The sequence below is a fragment of the Halomicrobium sp. HArcel3 genome, from assembly GCF_058933135.1.
This window is the reverse complement of record NZ_JBZYDN010000001.1, coordinates 426,564-442,980: the sequence shown is the minus strand read 5'-3', so window position 1 is coordinate 442,980 and position 16,417 is coordinate 426,564. Positions and strand designations below refer to the sequence as shown.

14 protein-coding genes and 1 pseudogene are annotated in these 16,417 nt (G+C 66.7%); 9 read left to right on the top strand and 6 right to left on the bottom strand.

The window, feature by feature from the left end; translation table 11 throughout:
- The first annotated feature begins 170 nt into the window (after window positions 1–170).
- On the top strand, window positions 171–2,381 hold the full coding sequence (locus tag AC5FRV_RS02190; protein ID WP_493559484.1) for an amino acid permease: 2,211 nt from the start codon (window positions 171–173) through the stop codon (window positions 2,379–2,381).
- Window positions 2,382–3,237: 856 nt separating this feature from the next.
- Here AC5FRV_RS02190 and AC5FRV_RS02185 read toward each other — a convergent pair.
- The 3 genes and pseudogenes from AC5FRV_RS02185 to AC5FRV_RS02175 all read right to left on the bottom strand — a co-directional run.
- Complete coding sequence (locus AC5FRV_RS02185; RefSeq protein WP_493559483.1) at window positions 3,238–3,669, bottom strand: universal stress protein; 432 nt, start codon at window positions 3,667–3,669, stop codon at window positions 3,238–3,240.
- Window positions 3,670–3,765: 96 nt separating this feature from the next.
- Window positions 3,766–4,479: a phosphoglycerol geranylgeranyltransferase gene (locus tag AC5FRV_RS02180; protein ID WP_493559482.1), complete on the bottom strand. Its 714-nt coding sequence runs from the start codon at window positions 4,477–4,479 to the stop codon at window positions 3,766–3,768.
- A gap of 141 nt (window positions 4,480–4,620) precedes the next feature.
- A pseudogene (locus AC5FRV_RS02175) lies at window positions 4,621–4,887 on the bottom strand (restriction endonuclease); the annotation flags it as partial.
- Between the two features lie 40 nt (window positions 4,888–4,927).
- Here AC5FRV_RS02175 and AC5FRV_RS02170 point away from each other — a divergent pair.
- Window positions 4,928–5,350, top strand: coding sequence for a Rieske (2Fe-2S) protein (locus AC5FRV_RS02170; protein ID WP_493559481.1), 423 nt, complete (start codon window positions 4,928–4,930; stop codon window positions 5,348–5,350).
- 852 nt (window positions 5,351–6,202) lie between these two features.
- The gene (locus AC5FRV_RS02165) at window positions 6,203–6,952 is read left to right on the top strand and encodes a potassium channel family protein (RefSeq protein WP_493559480.1); all 750 of its coding nucleotides are present in this window, start codon (window positions 6,203–6,205) and stop codon (window positions 6,950–6,952) included.
- Between the two features lie 42 nt (window positions 6,953–6,994).
- Here the strand turns inward: AC5FRV_RS02165 and AC5FRV_RS02160 are convergent, their stop codons facing one another.
- A complete protein-coding gene (locus tag AC5FRV_RS02160; RefSeq protein WP_493559479.1) occupies window positions 6,995–9,583 on the bottom strand; it encodes a DNA topoisomerase I in 2,589 nt (862 codons plus the stop codon).
- A 224-nt stretch (window positions 9,584–9,807) separates the two neighbouring features.
- On the opposite strand from AC5FRV_RS02160, the gene AC5FRV_RS02155 reads away from it, so the two are divergent.
- Window positions 9,808–10,308 carry a hypothetical protein gene (locus tag AC5FRV_RS02155; RefSeq protein WP_493559478.1) on the top strand — a complete coding sequence of 167 codons (501 nt, stop codon included), beginning with the start codon at window positions 9,808–9,810 and terminating at the stop codon, window positions 10,306–10,308.
- 62 nt (window positions 10,309–10,370) lie between these two features.
- Window positions 10,371–11,096: a rhodanese-like domain-containing protein gene (locus AC5FRV_RS02150; protein WP_493559477.1), complete on the top strand. Its 726-nt coding sequence runs from the start codon at window positions 10,371–10,373 to the stop codon at window positions 11,094–11,096.
- A 16-nt stretch (window positions 11,097–11,112) separates the two neighbouring features.
- On the opposite strand, the gene AC5FRV_RS02145 is transcribed toward AC5FRV_RS02150, so the two are convergent.
- Together AC5FRV_RS02145 and gatB are read right to left on the bottom strand one after the other, a co-directional pair.
- Window positions 11,113–11,430: a winged helix-turn-helix domain-containing protein gene (locus tag AC5FRV_RS02145; RefSeq protein ID WP_493559476.1), complete on the bottom strand. Its 318-nt coding sequence runs from the start codon at window positions 11,428–11,430 to the stop codon at window positions 11,113–11,115.
- A gap of 27 nt (window positions 11,431–11,457) precedes the next feature.
- Window positions 11,458–12,975, bottom strand: coding sequence for an Asp-tRNA(Asn)/Glu-tRNA(Gln) amidotransferase subunit GatB (gatB, locus tag AC5FRV_RS02140; RefSeq protein ID WP_493559475.1), 1,518 nt, complete (start codon window positions 12,973–12,975; stop codon window positions 11,458–11,460).
- 130 nt (window positions 12,976–13,105) lie between these two features.
- Between gatB and AC5FRV_RS02135 the strand changes: the two genes are divergently transcribed.
- The 4 genes from AC5FRV_RS02135 (at window position 13,106) to AC5FRV_RS02120 (ending at window position 16,400) form a co-directional block, all read left to right on the top strand.
- Window positions 13,106–13,990, top strand: a complete 885-nt coding sequence (locus AC5FRV_RS02135; RefSeq protein ID WP_493559474.1) for a twin-arginine translocation signal domain-containing protein — start codon at window positions 13,106–13,108, stop codon at window positions 13,988–13,990.
- Window positions 13,987–15,150, top strand: coding sequence for a hypothetical protein (locus AC5FRV_RS02130; protein WP_493559473.1), 1,164 nt, complete (start codon window positions 13,987–13,989; stop codon window positions 15,148–15,150). Before AC5FRV_RS02135 ends, AC5FRV_RS02130 begins: the two co-directional genes overlap by 4 nt.
- Before the next feature lie 72 nt (window positions 15,151–15,222).
- Window positions 15,223–15,978 carry a hypothetical protein gene (locus AC5FRV_RS02125; RefSeq protein ID WP_493559472.1) on the top strand — a complete coding sequence of 252 codons (756 nt, stop codon included), beginning with the start codon at window positions 15,223–15,225 and terminating at the stop codon, window positions 15,976–15,978.
- A 107-nt stretch (window positions 15,979–16,085) separates the two neighbouring features.
- The gene (locus AC5FRV_RS02120; protein ID WP_493559471.1) at window positions 16,086–16,400 is read left to right on the top strand and encodes a DUF7518 family protein; all 315 of its coding nucleotides are present in this window, start codon (window positions 16,086–16,088) and stop codon (window positions 16,398–16,400) included.
- Window positions 16,401–16,417 lie beyond the last annotated feature (17 nt).

Here is a 16,417-nt window from a genome sequence, read left to right as displayed (position 1 = left end):
CCCAGCTATCCAACCGATGATCGACGGTGGAGTGGACCGATCGAACACTGAAATGATTTCGGTACTACAGGTAACGTGACGGACAGCTCACCGAATCGGCCCCGCGACGTTCCGACGGAGGCCCCACTGCGACGTATCGACGAGACTGCTGCCAGTCGGCGACTACTGACATGCCAAAGGAACTAGAACGAGACCTCGGATTGTTCGCGGTGATAGCGATAAGCATCGGTGCGATGGTCGGGAGCGGCATCTTCATCCTCCCGGGCCTCGCGCTGGAGACGGCCGGGCCGGCGGTCATCCTCGCGTACCTGCTGGCCGGCGTGCTCGTGCTCCCGGCCGCCCTCTCGAAGTCGGAGATGGCGACGGCGATGCCTCAGGCCGGCGGGACCTACATCTACATCGAGCGCGGGATGGGACCGCTGCTCGGGACCATCGCCGGCGTCGGCACCTGGTTCTCGCTGTCGTTCAAAGGCGCACTCGCGCTCGTCGGCGGCGTCCCCTACATGCTGTACCTGTTCGACCTCCCCCAGAAGCCCGTCGCTCTCGGGCTCGCGGCGGTCCTCATCGTCGTCAACATGCTGGGCGCCAAGCAGACCGGTCGGTTGCAGATCGGCATCGTGGCCGTCATGCTCGCGGCGCTGCTGTGGTTCGTCCTCGGAGGACTCCCCGACACGACGCCGGCCTACTACGGCGGCTTCTTCGACGAGGGGTCGGGCGGCCTGCTCGCGGCGACCGGCCTCGTCTTCGTCTCCTACGCGGGGGTGACGAAGATCGCGAGCGTCGCCGAAGAGGTGGAGAATCCCGACCGGAACATCCCGCTCGGGATCCTCGGATCGCTGACGTTCACCACGCTGCTGTACGTCCTCATCGTCGTCGTGATGGTCGGCGTGACGACGCCTGACCTGCTGAGCGACTCCGACGTCCCGATGATACACGCCGCCGAAGCGTCGCTGGCGCCGGTCGGCGTGTTCGCCATCATCGCCGCCGCGGTGCTCGCGCTCGTCAGCACCGCCAACGCCGGTATCCTCTCTTCCTCGCGCTACCCGTTCGCGATGGCCCGCGACGACCTGGCGCCGCCGTCGCTGACGGAGATCCACGACAAGTACGGGACGCCGGTGCGAGCGATCACCCTCACCGGCGCCGTGATGCTCGTGCTCATCGCCTTCGTCCCCATCGCCGAGATCGCCAAGCTCGCCAGCGCGTTCCAGATCGTCGTGTTCGCGCTCGTCAACGGCGCCGTCATCGCCTTCCGCGAGGGCGCCGTGGGCGACTACGACCCCTCCTTCGAGTCGCCGCTGTACCCGTGGACACAGATCGCCGGCATCCTCGGTGGCCTCCTGCTCATCGGGTTCATGGGGACCATTCCCCTCGTCGGCGCCCTGGTCATCACGGTCGGCTCCGTGCTCTGGTACTTCTTCTACGCCCGCGAGAAGGTCGACCGCGAGGGCGCGGCGACCGACGTGGTCCGCCGGAGCGTCGGCCGCAAGGCCGTCGAGCGGACGAAGTCGGCCTTCGACGACGTCACGGGCTACGAGGTGCTGGTGGCCATCACCGAGCACACGAGCGAGGAGCGGGAACGGTCGCTCCTCCGAATCGCCGCCGACGTCGCCCGCAAGAACGACGGCTCCGTCACCGTCGTCCAGTTCGACGAGGTGCCCGACCAGGTGACGCTCGAACACGCCTCCGAGACGCAGTCGCCCGCCGACGTCAAGTTCGAACGCCAGACGGAGGAACTCACTGCGGAGTTCGACGTCCCGATCCGCTACGGCGAGATCGTCAGCCACGACGCAGAGCGAGCCATCGTCAACTTCGCCGACCACGAGGACCCGGACTTCCTGCTCCTCACCCGCCGCGACGACCCCCTCTACGCGTCGGTGTTCGGCACCGGCATCGAGTGGATCACCAGCAACGCGCCGTGTGACGTCCTCCTCGTCGAGGACCGGGACCTCGACCGCATACACACGATCACCGTCGTCACCGACAACGGCCCGTTCGACCCCGAGCGGATCGCCGTCGCGAGCGCGCTGGCGACCGAGACCGGGTCACGCATCGACCTGCTCTACCCCATCGAGGGCACTGCGACCGACGCCCAGCGCGAGACCATCACCGAGTACCTCGCCGAACTCGAGGAACTGTGTTCGGTCCCCGTCCACCGGGAAATCGTCGACTCCGAGGACCCCAGCCGCGACATCGTCTCGGCCATCGACCCGGCGGACCTGCTGATCATCGGCACCGACGGCGGCCGGATCACCGGCAACCTCTTTGGCCGCCCCGCCGACCGCATCGTCGACGCCGTCGACTGCACGGCCATCCAGGTCCACCCACAGGGCGCCAAGCGGTCGACGATCCTGCGCCGACTCTTCGAACGCTTCGTCTTCTAACGGGTACCCAGAAGGATCTCGGCGCACTCTCAGGAGTCGGGATCCCGACCGCCAACACCCAGAAAGCCCTCGGCGCGCTCCCTGAAACTAACACTGCGACCGCTAACAACCAGAAAGCCCTCGGCTCGCTCCGGCACCGAAAGACTCGCTTCGCTCGTCTTTCGAGCTCTCGTTCGCTCCGCTCACGAGAATCCCGGGGCTTGCTGCGCGTGGTTCGAAAGGCGCTTCGCGCCTTTCGTCATCACGAGAGAGCTTCGCTCTCTCGAACGACCTCACTCCGTTCGGTGCTTGCTGCGCCCGGGTTCCCGGAGCCCGCCTCGCCCTTTCATTCCTCCAGGCTCAGCCTCGCTCGCGCCACGGAGGCGCTCGCGATTGAGTCCGCCAAACCTCCCCGAATTCGCGGCGTCCGCCGCGAATCACGCTTCCTACAGCAACCGCACGGCGGTCGGCCGGGAGCGCGTTTCATCGCGCGACCCACCGAAAGACTCGGCACACCTCGTCTTTCGAGCCCACACTCGCTTCGCTCGCGTGGAAGGGGAAGGGCAGGGCTGCTGTGCAGTCCCTGGAGGACTGAAAGGGCGAGGTGCGGTCGGGGAAGCTGGGACCCCCAAGCACCGGAGCGGAGTGAGGAGCGCAGGGTGGTCCCCGCGACCCGAGCGCGCCGAGGGCTTTCGAGGTGTTGTTGTTGGCTTCAGTGCCGACTGCAGAGAGCGCGCCGAGGGCTTTCGAGGTGTTGTTGGATTCAGTACCAACTCCAGAGAGCGTGCCGAGGACGTTCCACAAATTGCCGTCTCCGGTCTCCGTCGCCAGTTCGCCCGCCACCAAATTCGAGGGTCTCGCGGGCAGCGTCGGGCGCCTACTCTCCGGCGATGTCGACGATGAGGACGGGGCGGCGGGCGCGCGAGACGATCTCTTCCGAGACGCTCCCGAGCATCGTCTGGCTGTAATCCCGACGCCGGGTCCCCATGACGATCAGGTCCGTGTCAGTCTCGTCTGCGTGGGCGACGATCTCCTCGGCAGGGTCCCCGCTGAGATTGGTCGTTTCGACGTCGACCCCTTCCTGTTCGAACCACTCGACGGCGCGCTGGGTCGCCTCCTCGCCCTGCTCTCCGAGTTGTCGTTCGACGTCGTCCATGATCTCCTCGTCCAGAGTCAGGTAGGCACGCTTGTCGACGACGTGGACGACGTCGAGGGATGCCTCGTGGCGCTTGGCGATCTCGGCTGCGTGTTCGAAGACGGCTTCCATCTGCTCGCCGTCGTCGGTCGGGATCAGGATACGATCGTACACACCTGCCGCGTTGTCGAGGACGGGATTAATACTCGCCGGAATCCGCTCACCGTCTCAGACAGCGGCAGCGCCGATAGCCGAAGGGGGTCGGCGAACCTACTGCGTCGCGCGCTGGGCGTCTTTCGCCCCTTCGACGGTCTCGCGGACCGCGTCGACGCCCTCGTCGTGGACCAGGTCGCCGACGACGACGGTGTCGGCGACGCCGGCCATCTGGCGCGCGGAGTCGTAGTCGTGGATACCGCCGCCGTAGAACAGCGTGGCGTCCTCGAGGGCCGACGCGGCGGCCTCGACGATTTCGGGGTCGCCGAGCGTCCCCGAGTACTCGACGTAGACGATGTCCTGGCCGAGGAGGTGCTCGGCCACTTCGGCGTAGGCCGCGACGTCGTCGGCTTCGAGGTCGCAGTCAGCCTGCGTGTAGCTGGCGACGGAGGCCTCGGGGTTCATGACGATGTACCCCTCCGTCCAGGTGCGCGACCAGTCGATGCCGTCGTCGAGGCGCGCCCACTCCTTGTGCGCGCCCGTGATCCACGTGACGTCGCCCGCGTTGAGGACGACCGGGACCAGATAGCCCTCGTGGAGGTCGCTGTGGACCACCGACGCCGGGTTGGACGGCTCGATGTACACCGGCACGTCGTGTTTCCCGCAGGCCTCAACGACGCGGGCCATCTTCTCCTCTGTCATGCCGGTCGTGCCGCCGACCTCGATGGCGTCGGTGCCCGTCGCCGCGACGTCCTCGAACGTCTCCCCCTCGACCAGCGTCTTGTCCGGGTCGATCTTCACGATGTGGTCCCAGTCCGCCCAGTCAGTCATTGGTGGGTGACTCTCGCCGCACGGTAAAACCGCTTCGGAACCACCTTTTTCTTCGTCGGGTGCCGTCGCGTCGCTCCGGCACCACTCCTCGAAAAACGTGGGCGAAAAAGGCCGCTCGCTCACTCCGTTCGCTCGCGGTACTCAGTCCTCGCCCACCGCCTCTTCCACGATCACGATTTCCTCGTCGGTCAGACCGTAGAGTTCGTAGACGATTTCGTCGATGAGGTCGTCGGTCCGCTGGATTTTGTCTTCGAGTACCTCGGCGCGTTCCATCGTCTCGACGTAGCTCGCCAGCCCCTCGCGCACGTCGTCCACTGCGGGGAGGGTGAGTTTCCGGAAGCGGTCCACCAGCGAGTTGGTCTTGGTCGCTGTCTCGCGGAAGCCCGCGAACCCGCCGGCCTCGTCGACCACCCCCAGACCTTAGTCCCTCTCACTCCACAGCACGACCATGCCGACGGGAACCGAACTCACCACCGTCTCCGACGTCCGCGAGAACCGCTCCTATCGCTTCACGGCCACGGACGAGTACGGCGCCGAGGAGGAACTACTCGTCGTCACCTGCGACGAGGAGGACCGACCTGTGAGGGCCTTCGTCAACCGCTGTACCCACGAGGCTCAGCGCCTGGACACCGGGCGCGGCGTCGCCATGCGCGACGGCCAGATCATCTGCCCGAAACACGGCTCAATGTTCGACGCCTGCTCGGGCTACTGCGACAACGGCGACGCCGCCGACACGACCCTCCCCGACGTCGGCCTCTCAGTCGACGACGGCGCCGTCTTCCTGACCGACGACGAGTACACCTTCGCCCACGAGGGCGGCCTCAACGACGGCGACGACGGCCCGAGTTCGACCTCCCACATCGGCTTCTAGGTGTTCGGTATCTCGGTAGTAGCGAGTGAGACTGATGGGGCACTGGACGATTTGCCGGAGCAGCTGTGACCACGACGTCTAATACTTCGAAAGCCCTCGGCGCGCTCTCTGGAATTGGCACTGAAGCCAACAACAACACCTCGAAAGCCCTCGGCGCGCTCGACTCGTGCGAACCCGCTTCGCGCGCTCGTTCCTCGCGTGCTTACGGGTTCGGACTTCGTCGACCACGCCTCGCCCTTTCAGTCCTCCAGGCCCAGCATCGCTCGCGCGATGAAACGCGCTCACGATTGAGTCCGCCAACCCTCCCCGATCGCTCGCCGTCCGGCGAGCGATACGCTTCCTGACCGCACAGCACGGCCGGGAGCGGCGTTTATGCCGCGACCAGGGGAAGGGCAGGGCTGCGGTGTGTACCTGGAGGACTGAAAGGGCGAGGTGCGGTCCGGGAACCCGGGCGCCGCTAGCACCGTGGTTCGAGAGAGCGAAGCTCTCTCGTCATCACGAAAGACGCGAAGCGTCTTTCGAACGACAGCGTAGCGAGGAGCGCAGCAAGCCCCGGGATTCTCGTGAGCGGAGCGAACGAGAGCTCGAAAGACGAGCGAAGTGAGTCTTTCGGTGCCGGAGCGGGCCGAGGGCTTTCTGGGTGTTGGCGGTCGCGATCCCGACTCCTGAGAGTGCGCCGAGGGCTTTCTGGGCGGTGGTGGTCTTGTTTCTCCCAGCACCAATCCGACCGAGAACCGACCATTCACTCGAAACACGCACTCAGTAAACGATAATCCTCCACGAACGACCCACACAATAGCAAGTCTCGCCACGAACGCCCCATTGATACCCAATACCACATACCATAGAAGCGTGGCACCTGTTCCGCTCGGCGGCTTGCTCCGTCGACCACTGCTCAGACACGCCCTCAAACCGATCGCGGCGTTCGCGGCCGTCGTCCTCGCCGGCGTCGCGGGCTTTACCGCCCTCGGCGGCGTCGGCGTCGTCGACGCGTTGTTCTGGTTGCTCGACCCGACGAGCATCGAGTTGCACTTTCAGAACCACGACGGGCCGGCGACGCTGGTGAAGGGGTACGCTATCGTCGTACTCACGGGGCTCGTGCTCTCGGGGCTGTGGACCGGCGAGACGGTCCTGACGGCGGCGTTCGGCGGGCAGATGCGCGACGAACTCAGAGCGATGCAGCTACTATCCACCATCGGCGACCTCGACGACCACGTCGTCGTCTGCGGCTACGGCACCTTCGGCAAGACCGTGGCTCGCAGCCTCGACGACGCCGGTCGCGACGTGGTCGTCGTCGAGACCCAGGAGGCACAGTACGACCAGGCCGTCGAGGACGGCGTCCTCGCGGTGCGGGGCGACGCCAGGCGCGAGGAGACCCTCGGCAACGCGGGCATCGAGCGGGCCAGCGCCGTCGTCGGCGCCATCGACGACTCGAACGCGAACATCCAGATCGTCCTCGCGGCGAGCCAGCTGGCCCCGACCGTCAGACTGGTCGTCCGCGTCGGCGACGAGACCGACGAGACGCTAGCCCGCCGCGCGGGCGCCGACGAGGTGATCATCCCCGAAGTCGTCAGCGGCGAGCGCGTCTCGACGACGCTGTAGCTCATCAGTCGACGGCCGCTGGGCCAGAGAACCGGAACTCGGTCAGTCCGCAGCGGGCGCTTCGCCTTCGCCGTCGAGGGTCTCCTGCCACTCCTCGACCTGCTTGGCAGTGACACCCTGGACGGTGGCGGCGACCTCGCCCGGTTCGACGTCTTTCAGGTCGTCCGGCGAGTCGACGCCGACGTCGGCGAGTTTCTCCGCAGTCGCGCCGCCGATACCCGACAGGTCCTCCAGGTCGTCGACGCGCTGGCGGGCCTGGTACTCCTCGAAGTTGCAGATGGGACAGCCCAGTTCCCACGGTCCGTCGTCGTCTGCCTCGTCGCCAGCGCCGTCTTCTGCTTCCTCGGCTGCCTCGTCCTCTGTCCTGTCGCCAGCCCCGTCGCCCGCCTGGTCGTGGATCTCGATCTCCGGCAGGTCGTGCTCCTCACAGCGCTCCTCGGTGACGACGATGTCGCCGTTGCGCGGCAGCGGGAGCGAGTAGTCGCAGTCGGGGTAGCGTGTACAGCCGACGAGTCGGGAGCCAGAGCGGAGACGTTTGATCGCCAACTCGCCGTCGTGCTCCTCCCCACACTCCGGACAGACGCCGATGACCTCGTCTTCGGTGTCGTCGGCCTTCTCCGCTTCACAGCGGGGACAGCCGTGGACGAAGGTGTCCCGGCCGGCGAGCATCTTCACGTGGTTCATCTCGTGTTCCTCGCAGGTCTCCTCGATGACGAGCGGGTCGCCCGTCGAGGGGAGCGGGAGCGTGTACTCGCACTCGGGGAAACCGTCGCAGCCGACGAAGTACGACCCCTGGCGCGACCGGCGGACGAGCAGGTCGTCGCCGCAGTCGGGACACGGACCGAGGCGCTTGTCGGCCTTGAGCGACTCCTGGAGGTGTTCACCGACCTCCTCGCGGGAGGAGGCGAGTTCCTCGAACACCGCCTCCAGCATCTCGCGGGACTCCACGGTGACGTCGTCGAGCGTCGCCTCGCCGTTGGCGATGGCGGACATGTCCGCCTCCAGCTGGGCGGTCATGTCGTCCGAGACGACGTGGTCGGCGAACTCCTCGGCCGCCTTGACGACGGCCTTGGCCAGCGTCGTCGGCCGCGGCGGGTCGTTCTCGATGTAGCCACGGTTGTACAGCTTCTCGATGGTGTTGTGGCGGGTCGCCTTCGTCCCGAGCCCGAGTTCCTCCATCTTCTGGATGAGCCGGGACTGGCCGTAGCGCCGTGGCGGCTGGGTCTGTTTTGCCTGTAACTCGACGTCGGACATCGCGAGTTCCTCGCCCTCCTCGACGGCGGGGACGAAGTTCTCGCTCGCGCTGGAGTAGGGGTACACCTCGTGGTAACCCGGTTCGATCAGGCGCTTGCCGTTGGCCTTCAGCGAGTGGTCCGCGGCTTCCGCGACCACGCGGAGGTGGGCCCACTTCGCTGGCTCGGCCACCGTCGCGAAGAAGCGGCGGACGACGAGTTCGAACACTTCCCACTCGTCCTCGCCGAGTTCGCGCGGCGCGGGAATCTCGCCGGTCGGGTGAATTGGCGGGTGGTCCGTCGTCTCGTCGTCGCCCTCCGTGGGCACGATGTCCTCTTGCTCCAGCAGCATCTCGGCGTGCTCGCCGAACGTCGAGTCGCCGACGAACTCGTCGAGCAGTTCGTCCGGCTCCAGGTCGTCCGGGTACACCGTGTTGTCCGTCCGCGGGTAGGTCATGTACCCCGCGGTGTACAGGTCCTCGGCGATGGACATCGAGCGCTGGGCGGAGTAGCCCAGCGAACTCGCGGCGGAGATGAAGGCCGTGGTGTTGAACGGCTCCGGTGGGTCGTCGGTGCGGGTCCGTCGGCGGACCGACGTGACCGTCGCCGCGTCCGTGCTCGCGACGGCCTCGTAGGCGGCCTCGGCCGACGCCTCGTCCCAGACGCGTTCGGCTTCGGTGCCGTCGTCGGCCTCGTAGAAGTACTGGGCCTCGAAGGATTCGGCACCCTTGGTCAGGTCGCCGTAGATCTCCCAGTAGTCCTCCGGGTCGAAGGCCTCGATCTCTCGCTCGCGGTCGACGATGAGCTTCAGCGTCGGGGACTGGACCCGGCCGACGCTGATGAAGTCGTTGCCCAGCTGGCGCGCCGAGAGGGAGAGAAAGCGCGTCAGTGCGGCGCCCCAGACGAGGTCGATGATCTGGCGGGCCTCGCCCGCGGCGGCCAGGTCGAAGTCGATGTCGTCCGGGTTCGCGAAGGCGTCCCGGACCTCGCGTTCGGTGATCGAGGAGAAGCGCACGCGCTTGACGGGGACGTCCGTCTCCTCGCGGATCAGTTCGTACGCTTCCTTGCCGATGAGTTCCCCCTCGCGGTCGTAGTCAGTCGCGATGGTGGCCTCCTCGGCCTTGCGGGCGAGAAAGCGCAGCGTCTCGACGATGTTCTCCTGGGTCGCCGACTTGACGACGTCGGCGTCGACCAGTTCCGCCGGCTCGACGTCGCGCCAGTCGGAGTACTCGGGCGGGAAGTCGACCCCCACGACGTGGCCCGAGAGCCCCATCACGCGCTTCGAGCCCCAGCGGTAGACGTTGACCCCGTTCTTGCGCTCGGCCTGCGCGCTCCCTTCGCTGAGGATCTCCGCAATCCGGCGGGCAGCGTTCTCCTTCTCGGTGATGATCAGCTCCACGAGACATCACCAGATTGCTCGCTCATTACAGGGTGATAGGGCGAGGTGCATGCAAAAGTGTTTCGTCCGAAATCGACAGATAGCGCGTGTGTGCGGGCAGTTGGGCGGGCGCGGGCGTCCGCGCACGGCGCGTGTTCGTTCCCGCGCTCGCACACGTGCGCGGAGGTGTACCGTTCCCGCCGCGTATCGACGCGCTCTTGGCCCCGCTCGTCCGCGTTTCGGACATGAACGACCGGTACGTCCGCGCGGCGCGGGCCGCCGTCGCCGCCCTCGTGTTCGTCACCGCGGCCTACCACCTCTGGTGGGGGTTCCCGCGGAGTCTCATCTACGGAACCGCCCTCCTCGACCTGGCCTCGCGCGGCCTGCCGCCGGACCCCCGACCGTTCCTCTTCGTCGCCTTCGCGCTCGCGCTCCTGTCGGGGCCCTACCTCGTCATCCACGACAAACTCTCGCTCCGCCGGGCCTATCAGCTCGGCCTGGCGTTGATGGTGCTCTCCTTTCTCGGCTGGGTGTTCTGGCACGAGACGGGCCACGGCGCCTTCCTGACAGGGGCACCCGCCCCCGGCGCCGGCGGCGGCCACTCCCACGGCGGGGGCGTTCTCGGGACCATCGCCGAACACTACGTCGTCGAACCGGTCGAGGGGGTCATCAAGAGCGTCGAACTGCTCGCGGCGGCGCTGTTCGCGTTCCTCCTGCGGTTCGATTCCGACGCCGACACGGAGTAGTGGCGCGCCCGGCGACCGCTCCCGACGACTTTATCATTCCTTTCGACTAACGTTTCGGCAATATGAATCGGCGAACTCTCCTGGCGTCGACCGCGGCGCTGGCAGGCGGTCTCGCGGGGTGTCTCGGCGGTGGATCGGGCGATAGTTCGGGCTCGGGGACGGAGTCTGAGTACCAGACGCTGGACGTCGGCGGTGAGCAGGTCCCGCTGGTTCCCGTCGACGAATCCCACACGTGGCACCAGGAGACCGACACGAAGTTCGTGGACGCCCGCGGCCAGCGGCAGTACGACGAGGCGCACATCACAGACGCGGTCCTGAGTTCTGCACGTCGCGTCGAGGACTGGTCGAAATCACGGCAAGTCGACCCGACCGACGAGTGGTCCCAGGACCAGCGTATCGTCTGTTACTGCCGGTGCCCGCACCACCTCTCGTCGCTCCGGGCCGGCGAGTTGATCTCCGAGGGGTACGAAGACGTCTACGCTATCGACGAAGGATTCGGCGCCTGGATGGACAACGGCTATCCGACCACGGGCAGCGGGTCGAACGCCAGCTTCGAAATCCGCGGCCAGTCGGACCCCGCGGACGCCGGCGAGTACGCCTGGGCCAGCCACGGGGCGAGTGATCAGCAGGAGGCCGTGCCCATCGCCGACGACGGGAGCTACCAGATGACGCTGCACTTCAGCGGTCTCTCTTCGACGTCGCCCATCAATCTGCGGACGCCGAGCTACGAACTGACGGCGCCGCTGTCGGACCTGACGGACGGCGTCGTCGACGAGTCGCTGGCGTAGGTTCTGCTGCTTCCGTCTACTCCGATTCGTCCACGTAGTCGAGCAGGTCCCACTCCATCTGGGCCAGGTCCTCGGCGGCCGAGTTGTCCCGGTTGATCGCGTACATCTGGCTGTTCCCCACGCGACGCGTCTCCTCGATCATCTCGTAGTCGAGCAGGTCGTCGAGGTGGTCGTAGAACGTGCTCCGGTCGATACCCGCGAGGCGGGCGATTTCCGTCGCGTTGAGGTCGCGGTCGTTTTCGCTCAGCAGCGCGGTCAGGATCTTCACCTTGGCGTGGGAGCCGAGGACATCTGTCAACACGGTGTCTTCGACGGCGGATTCGATCTTGCTCATGGAAATACCCACTCCTGTGAGATTGGTTTACTCTTCCAGCTCCTCCCGCAGCAGCCCGTTCACTTCACCGGGGTCGGCACTTCCACCCGTCTTCTGCATGACCTGGCCGACCAGGAAGTTGATGGCGCCGTCGTCGCCGTCGTGGAAGTCTTGGACGGCGTCGGGGTTCTCGTCGATGGCGTCTTCGACGGCCACCTGTATCTCGTCGCCGCTGGTCTTGCCCAGGTCCTCGGCCTCGACGATGCTGTCCGGGTCGTCGCCGTCGTCGAGCATCCCGCGGAGGACGGTCTCCTTGGCGTTCTTGGCGGTGATCTCGTCCTCGGCGACGAGTTCGACCAGGCGCGTCACCTCGTCGAAGCGGTCCTCGACGTCGGTTATCTCCATGTCGCGGTAGTTGAGTTCACCCAGCAGTTCGTCGGCGACCCAGGTGGCCGCGAGGTCGGCGTCGAAGCGCTCGGCGACGCTCTCGAAGAAGTCCGCGACCTGCTTGGTGCTCGTGAGCTTCGAGGCCGCCTCGTCGCTCAGGCCGTACTCCGAGACGAAGCGCTCGCGGCGAGCGTCGGGAAGTTCCGGGATGGCGATCTCTTCCTTCCAGTGGCTCACGCGGAGCGGCGGGAGGTCGGCCTCGCGGAAGTAGCGGTAGTCCTTCTCCTCTTCCTTCGAGCGCATCCCGACGGTGTTGCCGTGGGTCTCGTTGAAGTGGCGGGTCTCCTGTTCGACCTCGCGTCCGGACTGGACGAGTTTCTTCTGGCGGGAGGCCTCGAAGGCCAGCGCCTGCTCGGCGCCCCTGTGGCTGGAGATGTTCTTGACCTCGGTCCGGTTGGCGTCTTCGAGGACCGACTCGTCGATGGCGCCGTCCTCGTCCACCTCGTCCGCGTCGACCAGCGAGAGGTTCGCGTCGATGCGGAGGCTGCCGTCCCGCGTCGCGTCGAAGACGCCGAGGTACTCGAGGACCTCCTCCAGCTTTTCGAGGAACGCCCGAACCTCACCGGGCGCCCGGAAGTCGGGCTGGGTGACGATCTCCATCAGCGGCGTGCCCGCGCGGTTGTAGTCGATCAGGGTGTAGTCCGCGCGGTCGATGCCGGTGGTCCGGGATTCGAGCGGTCCGCTGCCGTCGCGGACGTGCTTGATCGACCCGGGGTCCTCTTCGAGGTGCGCCCGGCGGATGTCGACCGCCCGGCGCTCGCCCTCGTGGGAGAACTCAAGCGTGCCGTCCTGGCAGATGGGGGCGTCGTACTGGGTGATCTGGAAGTTCTTCGGCAGGTCGGGGTAGTAGTAGTTCTTCCGGTGGAAGGTGGTCTCCTCGGGGACGTCGGCGTCGATGGCCTTGCCGACCTTCACCGCCGACTCGACGGCGGCCTCGTTGACGACGGGGAGCGCGCCGGGGAGTCCAAGACACACGGGGCAGGTGTGCGTGTTGGGTTCGTCGTCGCCCACGTCGGTCGAACAGCCGCAGAAGATCTTCGTCTCGGTCTCGAGCTGGACGTGGACCTCGAGCCCGATGACGGTCGCGAGTTCGCGCGACTCCGTGGCCTGAGCAGTCATTGTCCGCGATTCGACGCCGTTCGGCTAAAGGCTAACGAAGGGGTTCGTTCCGCTCGTCGACGTGCATGCCCCGGGCTAAGCGATTAGGGGGTAACGTTTTGAGTGGTGGCCGAGGTCTTTCGGACCTAAAATGGAAGGTACCTGGGGGTCGACTGGGTCAGCGACGCGTCGAAACGTACTGAAGGGGATCGGGGCCGCGACTGCCGCGGCGCTCGCCGGCGGTGCGGTGCCCGCGAGCGGGGCGGCGGAGACGAGCGGCGACGCCGTCGTTCTGGGCGACTTCGAGTCGGACCTGGACGGCTGGCGAGGCGTCGGCGAGACGACGCTCGACCGGGCCGCGAAATCGGATCGACCGGTCGCTGTCACGAGCGGCGAACACGCGCTGGCGGCGACGACGGACCGAACAGGGGGTCAGATCGAGAACGAGGAACGCGTCAGGAACGCCGACCTCGTCGCGGCTCCTTCGCTGTTCGCGACGGTCACGCCCGGCCGGATTCCCGAAGGGGACGTCGCCGTCTCGGTGCGATTTCGATTGCACTACGCAGACGACGGGCTCTTCGGCGAGGACACTGCCGTCGTCGAATCGGACGCACAGACCGTCCGGCCGCACGCGCCCGCAGTCGTCTCGTGGGACCTGCGCGACCTGGCCGAGACGACGCGAGCCGACGCGACGAAACTGGAGATCGACTGGTCGCCGGCGGCGGACTCCGTGTCGGACTCGCTGGACAGTGCCGCCAGCGAGGCGTGGACGACCATCGTCGACGACGTCCACCTGACCGACGACGGCGACCAGATCCGGCGCGTGCGACTGGGCGACCACTTCGAACGTCTCCAGTTCGCCCTCGGGGCCTACCGCTCGACGGAGGTCCACTTCCGGACGGAGCACCTGGAATCCGGCGAATTCGTCTTCGAGGGCGGCGAGTCGGTGCCCTACACCGTCGAGACGCTGACCGACGACGGGGTGGAGTTCGTGCTGGACGGCGTCGAGTACCTGTTCGGAGGTGGGTGGCTGTGAGTGACGAGACGGTGACCGGGTCGGCGACGACGCTCTCGCTGATCCCCGGCGGTAGCGAACACAGCACCGCGGGTGGCGACGACCTCGACAGCGCGATGCCGGATTACTGGGGGAAAGGCCTCGACGCGTGGTTCCTCGGGGACCAGCGGGAGTCCCTGCCGACGGACCTCGACGACGCGCTGGCGGCCAGGAAGACGTTCCCCGAGTACCCGGGCGAGGAGTTCCGGGCCTACCGGCTGAAGAACCACCTGGAGGTGCACTTTCCGTCGAGCGACGGGAAGCAGATCGACAACTGGGACGCGGTGACGGTGACCCTCGACGAGCACGAACCGGTCTGGGTCTGCGTCGAAGGGGAGACCGACCACGGCGAGGACAACGCGATGCGGACCCTGATCGAGGACCCCCCGAGCGAGTTCTGGGACTGGTTCGACGGGCGCGAGAAGGCGAGGGCCCACCGCATTCGCTACGACGACGATATCGTCGAGCGAGAGGGCGGCGACGGCCACGGCCACGAACCCAGGTCCGAGGACGTGAATCGCGTCGCAGTGGACGGGCCGGACGGCGAGACGGTCGAGGGCGTCCGCGTCTCGGCCATCGTCGGCGGCCAGGACACCTACGTCCGGAAGCTCAACGAACTGTTCTACCGGGACCCGGTCCGGTTCCAGGTGGAGTTCCCGGACAACGGCCCGGAGGACGTCCCGTCGTACATTCGGACGCCGCCGACGGTGTACACGTTCCTGGACCTGATCGTGCTGGCCGACGGCACGACGCTGGCCCGCACGTGGGACGCCAGCCCGTACCCGCTCCACGTCTTCTACGTCAACGGGACCCAGCCCGAAGGCGGGATGACGAACGGACTGGAGCGAGGGACCGACGAGCGTCTCGACGGAAGCGTCGAGGACGGCAACTGGCTCCGGAACCAGGAGATGAACCGGGAGCGGTTCGTCCCGTGGGCGACGCAGGCGTACCTGCCGACCGGGACGGAGCCGTTCTCACCCCACTCGCCGCTGGCCTACGAGGCGAACTGGGACGCTGACGTGCCGGGATTGACGCCGCAGGACCATCCCGTCATGGTCGACGGAACGGACGGATCGACGGTGACGAGCGACGGCGTTCGCGAGCAGTGCGACGGCCCGTTGTTCCCGTGGACGGACGCGTAGCCGTCGCGTGTCGCTATCAGCGATGGGAATCGCCCCGCATCGTATTTAGCACGCCGCCCGAACGAGGAGGCAATGGGACTCGCCGACATCATCGCAGACGTCGACTCCGATGAGAAGACGCTCACGATACGGAATCGGGACGAACCGGAGCCGCTCGTTCGAATGCTCAGGCGGATGGTCGACGCACCAGACGTGCGGATTCGAGAGGACGAACCCGCCGAGGGAAGCCCCGGCAACCTCGTCATCCTCGAAGGAGACGAAGAGGGAGCGGCGCAACTCGCCATCTCGTCTATCGCCGACGTGGGAAACAGCGTCCTGATGGTCAACTCGGACCTCTACGTCACCGGGACGCGGTCCATCGACGAAGTCGACACGCCGGACGTCCTCGCGGGTCTGGACGAGACGACGTTCACCGTCGCGGGCAAGCAGAAGATGCTACTGATCGAGATCTCGCGCCACGTCGAGGCCCTGGCGTACCGGTCCGGCGGGAGCACGTTACACACCGGTTTTCAGCACCTCGCTCGCATCGAGGACGAACGCGGGACGAAGTCGGTGTACGAGCGCCTCGTCGACGCCGGCATCGCCGTCCACGTGTACGGGTCGCCGGACGGCCTGCCGTCGCTGCCCGACGAACTCACGGTCCACGCGGACGGCAGCGAGGAGATTCGCACCTCGTGGTTCGTCGTCAACACCGATTGCCCCGACGAGTTCAAGGGCGCCCTGCTCGCGACGGAAGTCGGGCCGAACGAGTGGACGGGCGTGTGGACCTTCGACCCCGCCGTCGTGGACCGCACCGCCGCGTATCTCGACGAGGCGTACGGAGGATAATCGCCACATTGCGACCGGATTCGTCGAAGCAGACAGGTCGGGGAGTTGTCAATCTCGCTGTCAATGTCTGACGGAGGTTTAAGGGCCCTCAGTCGCGCTGTATGTCCATGTGCGGTAACCGTGTCGAGGAACTCGAATCGCGCGTGAAGGAACTCGAAGCGTCTGTCGAAGGGCTCACCGACGAACTCGTCGAGTGCAAGGTCCGCCTCCGCGAACTGGAGAACGCCGTCGACACCGATATCGGACTCAGCAACGAGAACGCCGGGTCCGCGGGCGATTCGACGTCGAACAGTGCGCAAACTGACACCACACCGGCAGCGGAGCAGGGGGCAGCCGACACACATAAAGCCGAGGACGCCACAACTGAGGACAACCGGGAGGAAAGCGAGGCCGACTCCGGCTCCGACATCATCGTCGCGTAGGCCGGACGGCCACGAGC

Excerpts from the sequence above, each read along its gene's own strand:
- AC5FRV_RS02190 (WP_493559484.1), top strand. The coding sequence starts at position 171 with ATGCCAAAGGAACTAGAACGAGACCTCGGATTGTTCGCGGTGATAGCG.
- AC5FRV_RS02180 (WP_493559482.1), bottom strand. The coding sequence starts at position 4,479 with ATGACTGACTGGGCGGACTGGGACCACATCGTGAAGATCGACCCGGAC.
- AC5FRV_RS02170 (WP_493559481.1), top strand. The coding sequence starts at position 4,928 with ATGCCGACGGGAACCGAACTCACCACCGTCTCCGACGTCCGCGAGAAC.
- AC5FRV_RS02155 (WP_493559478.1), top strand. The coding sequence starts at position 9,808 with ATGAACGACCGGTACGTCCGCGCGGCGCGGGCCGCCGTCGCCGCCCTC.
- AC5FRV_RS02150 (WP_493559477.1), top strand. The coding sequence starts at position 10,371 with ATGAATCGGCGAACTCTCCTGGCGTCGACCGCGGCGCTGGCAGGCGGT.
- AC5FRV_RS02145 (WP_493559476.1), bottom strand. The coding sequence starts at position 11,430 with ATGAGCAAGATCGAATCCGCCGTCGAAGACACCGTGTTGACAGATGTC.
- gatB (WP_493559475.1), bottom strand. The coding sequence starts at position 12,975 with ATGACTGCTCAGGCCACGGAGTCGCGCGAACTCGCGACCGTCATCGGG.
- AC5FRV_RS02135 (WP_493559474.1), top strand. The coding sequence starts at position 13,106 with ATGGAAGGTACCTGGGGGTCGACTGGGTCAGCGACGCGTCGAAACGTA.
- AC5FRV_RS02125 (WP_493559472.1), top strand. The coding sequence starts at position 15,223 with ATGGGACTCGCCGACATCATCGCAGACGTCGACTCCGATGAGAAGACG.
- AC5FRV_RS02120 (WP_493559471.1), top strand. The coding sequence starts at position 16,086 with ATGTGCGGTAACCGTGTCGAGGAACTCGAATCGCGCGTGAAGGAACTC.